Source organism: Longimicrobium sp. (assembly GCF_036554565.1).
GTDB lineage: Bacteria > Gemmatimonadota > Gemmatimonadetes > Longimicrobiales > Longimicrobiaceae > Longimicrobium.
This window is the reverse complement of record NZ_DATBNB010000146.1, coordinates 1-2,693: the sequence shown is the minus strand read 5'-3', so window position 1 is coordinate 2,693 and position 2,693 is coordinate 1. Positions and strand designations below refer to the sequence as shown.

At 70.4% G+C, this 2,693-nt stretch carries 4 protein-coding genes; 3 read left to right on the top strand and 1 reads right to left on the bottom strand.

Annotated features, from left to right (window positions below; genetic code table 11):
- On the bottom strand, positions 1–165 hold a 165-nt coding region (locus tag VIB55_RS25430; protein ID WP_349262989.1), incomplete at its 3' end, for an ATP-binding cassette domain-containing protein.
- 68 nt (positions 166–233) lie between these two features.
- On the opposite strand from VIB55_RS25430, the gene VIB55_RS03930 reads away from it, so the two are divergent.
- The 3 genes from VIB55_RS03930 (at position 234) to VIB55_RS03920 (ending at position 2,182) form a co-directional block, all read left to right on the top strand.
- Positions 234–1,085, top strand: coding sequence for a phosphatase PAP2 family protein (locus VIB55_RS03930; protein ID WP_331875364.1), 852 nt, complete (start codon positions 234–236; stop codon positions 1,083–1,085).
- A gap of 157 nt (positions 1,086–1,242) precedes the next feature.
- Positions 1,243–1,722: a hypothetical protein gene (locus VIB55_RS03925; protein WP_331875363.1), complete on the top strand. Its 480-nt coding sequence runs from the start codon at positions 1,243–1,245 to the stop codon at positions 1,720–1,722.
- Between the two features lie 61 nt (positions 1,723–1,783).
- A complete protein-coding gene (locus VIB55_RS03920; protein ID WP_331875362.1) occupies positions 1,784–2,182 on the top strand; it encodes a hypothetical protein in 399 nt (132 codons plus the stop codon).
- Positions 2,183–2,693 lie beyond the last annotated feature (511 nt).

The following is a 2,693-nucleotide window of genomic DNA, read 5'->3' as shown; positions in this document are numbered from 1 at the left end:
CAGCCGGATCAGCGTGCTCTTCCCCGCGCCGTTGGGCCCCACGATGCCCACCGCCGCGCCGGCGGGCACGTGCAGCGTCACGCCGTCCAGCGCGCGCACCCCCTCGCCGCGCCAGCGCGCCAGCGGGCCGCCGAACTCCTTCACCACGTCAGTTACCTGGATCATGAGCGGGAGCGTACGCGCGGCCCCGCCTGATCGCAACCCCGGTATGGATCGTGCGCCCCGGCGCCCGCATGAGCACGCGCCCTCCCACCCTCCCCCTGGAGCGCCGCACCGACCCGCGCCGCGGGGCCATCCACCGCCTGCGCGACCTGCTGTTCGCGCTGCTGCGGTGGATCGGCCGACACGTGGAGGGCTTCTATGCCGCCGTGGGGGCGTTCCTGTTCATCGGCCTGTCGTGCGTGCTGATCGGGGCGGTGCTCTTCGCCGAGTTGGCGCGCGCCGTGGTCGCCGGGCACACCCTGCGGCTGGACGAGGCGGTGCTGCGGTGGATGTCAGTCAACGGGACGCCGGCCCTCGACAGCTTCATGCTGGAGGTGACCGCCCTGGGTGCGCGGCTGGTGGTGTGGATGGTGGTGATGGTGGCCACGGCCTTCCTGCTCCTGAACCGCCACCGGTGGTCCGCCGCGCTCCTGTGGATTTCGATGCTGGGGGCGGGGCTGATCAACATGACGATGAAGGAGTTCTTCAACCGGCCGCGCCCCGACGTCTTTCCCTGGCGCACCCCGCACGTGGGGAACGCCTCGTTCCCGTCCGGCCACGCGATGACCTCCATCGTGATCTACGGCACGCTGGGGTTCCTGCTGGGCCGGCTGATGCCTACCCGGGCCACGCGGATCGCGACTTACTCGCTGGCCGTCCTCGTCATCCTGCTGGTAGGGGCGTCGCGGCTGTACCTGGGCGTGCACTATCCCTCGGACGTGCTCGGCGGCTTTGCGACGGGGGGCGCATGGGCGTTCACCTGCGGCTTGGGGATGGAGGCGGTGCGCTACTTCCGCGGCCGCCGCCCGGAGATCGCCGCCGAGGAAAAGGGGCTGGTCGCCGGCCCGGTGGACGCACCTGCACCGGCACCGGCCGCGGAGTAGGTCCGCGTCGCAGCACCTCCATTCGGAGCCCATCTGTGTCCCGAAACGAGCCCGAAGGGCTTGCGAAGGGTGCCCGCCGTCTCCATCGTTTCCGATCCATACCCCGCCGTACCCCCGGCTTCGCGCGCGCGACGCGCCGCACTCCCTGTCCCCATCCATGGCCAAGCACACTCCGCCGTCGGACCAGGAGCTGTTCCAGATCGAATCGCTCGCCTGCGATGCCACGCCCGGTCCGTGGGAGCCGCAGGTGGTGCTGGACTACCAGACGGGCGAGAGCGCGCGCGTGGTGGTGCATGCCCCGGATGACGACGGCGAGCTGACGTACGTGGTGGAGCGCGAGCGCGACCTGGCCGAGGCGGACCAGCGCTACATCGCCGCCCTTCACCCCGACGCGGTGCTGCGCCTGGTGCGCGAGATCCGCCGGCTGCGGCGCGTGGGAGAGCGGTACGACGCGCTCTGCTCGGTGCTCGGCCACCTGAACGAGTTCCTGGAGCGGCGCGGCCTGGTGGCGCAGGCGCAGCGCTTCGTGGAGGTGCGTGCGCAGCTGGAGCGCATTCACCCCGAAGGCATCGACGGAACCGTGGCGCAGCCCGGCGCTCCTTCGGCCCGCCGTGAGCCGGCCGAGTTCGTGGCTTGACCCCATGGGCGCCTTCGGGCGCCCATTTCGCATTCTGAACCCACCGCCCGTAGCTCCCGCGATGGCTGCCGTTCGCGAGATTCGCCTTCCGGACCGCTTCTACCTGCCGCGCCCCGGCCCCGACGGCCGCGAGGTGCACGACGTGATGCCGTGGGAGGGCGCGCGGAGCTACGCCACGGATGGCGAGCGCGTGGGCATTCAGTTCGCCGACGGGCGCGTGGTGTGGCTGGGCGACGCGCCCACGTCGGCCCTGGCGCCGGCCCCGGCGGATGAGAGCCCCACCTTTGCCGAGGACTTCGAGGACGTGAACCTCGACGCGCTGGTGGACGGGCTTCGCGTGTACATGGAGCGGCACCCCATCCTCAAGTCCGTGTGGCGCGAGGACATGGAGCGGCTGGATACGCTGCGCCGCCACTACCCCGGACACGAGCAGCACGCGGGCGAGGGTGAAGCGGCGTAAGCGATTCGGATGGTGTGCATGAGATGACGTGAGGGCGGCTCGAAACGGCCGCCCTTCGTGCGTTCGGCAACTTCGGGGTGCCCCGTCCGCTGTCCCCTCCCCGGCAGACTGCGCGGGGAGAGGGGAGAACTTCGTGCTGGATGAGGCTGGGTTCGATGCGTCCGCGGCGCCCCCCATCCCCAGCCCTTCCCCCGCAAACTGCGCGGGGGAAGGGAGCCAGTGTGGCGCGTCACCTCGATCGTGGCGCGTCACCCTGTCATCCTTGAGGCCAAGCCACGCCGCACCCGCCCACACGCCGTGGCCCGCGGGCCGAAGGATCTGGCTCGCGTCACTTCTCAGCTTGGGCGCGGCAGCGGTCAGGAAGCCGAGGCCTCGGCTCCGCTGGGGCGAATGAATTGATAGCGTAGCGTTGTCTTGACATGAGGTCAAAAAAGAAGCATGAGGCACCGAACCCATCACGCGAGAAGGGAGGCGCCTCATGCATCTGCTGGAAACCAGTATCCAGCTGAAC

Coding starts and splice junctions, on each gene's coding strand:
- VIB55_RS03920 (WP_331875362.1), top strand. CDS start 1,784: ATGGCTGCCGTTCGCGAGATTCGCCTTCCGGACCGCTTCTACCTGCCG.
- VIB55_RS03930 (WP_331875364.1), top strand. CDS start 234: ATGAGCACGCGCCCTCCCACCCTCCCCCTGGAGCGCCGCACCGACCCG.
- VIB55_RS03925 (WP_331875363.1), top strand. CDS start 1,243: ATGGCCAAGCACACTCCGCCGTCGGACCAGGAGCTGTTCCAGATCGAA.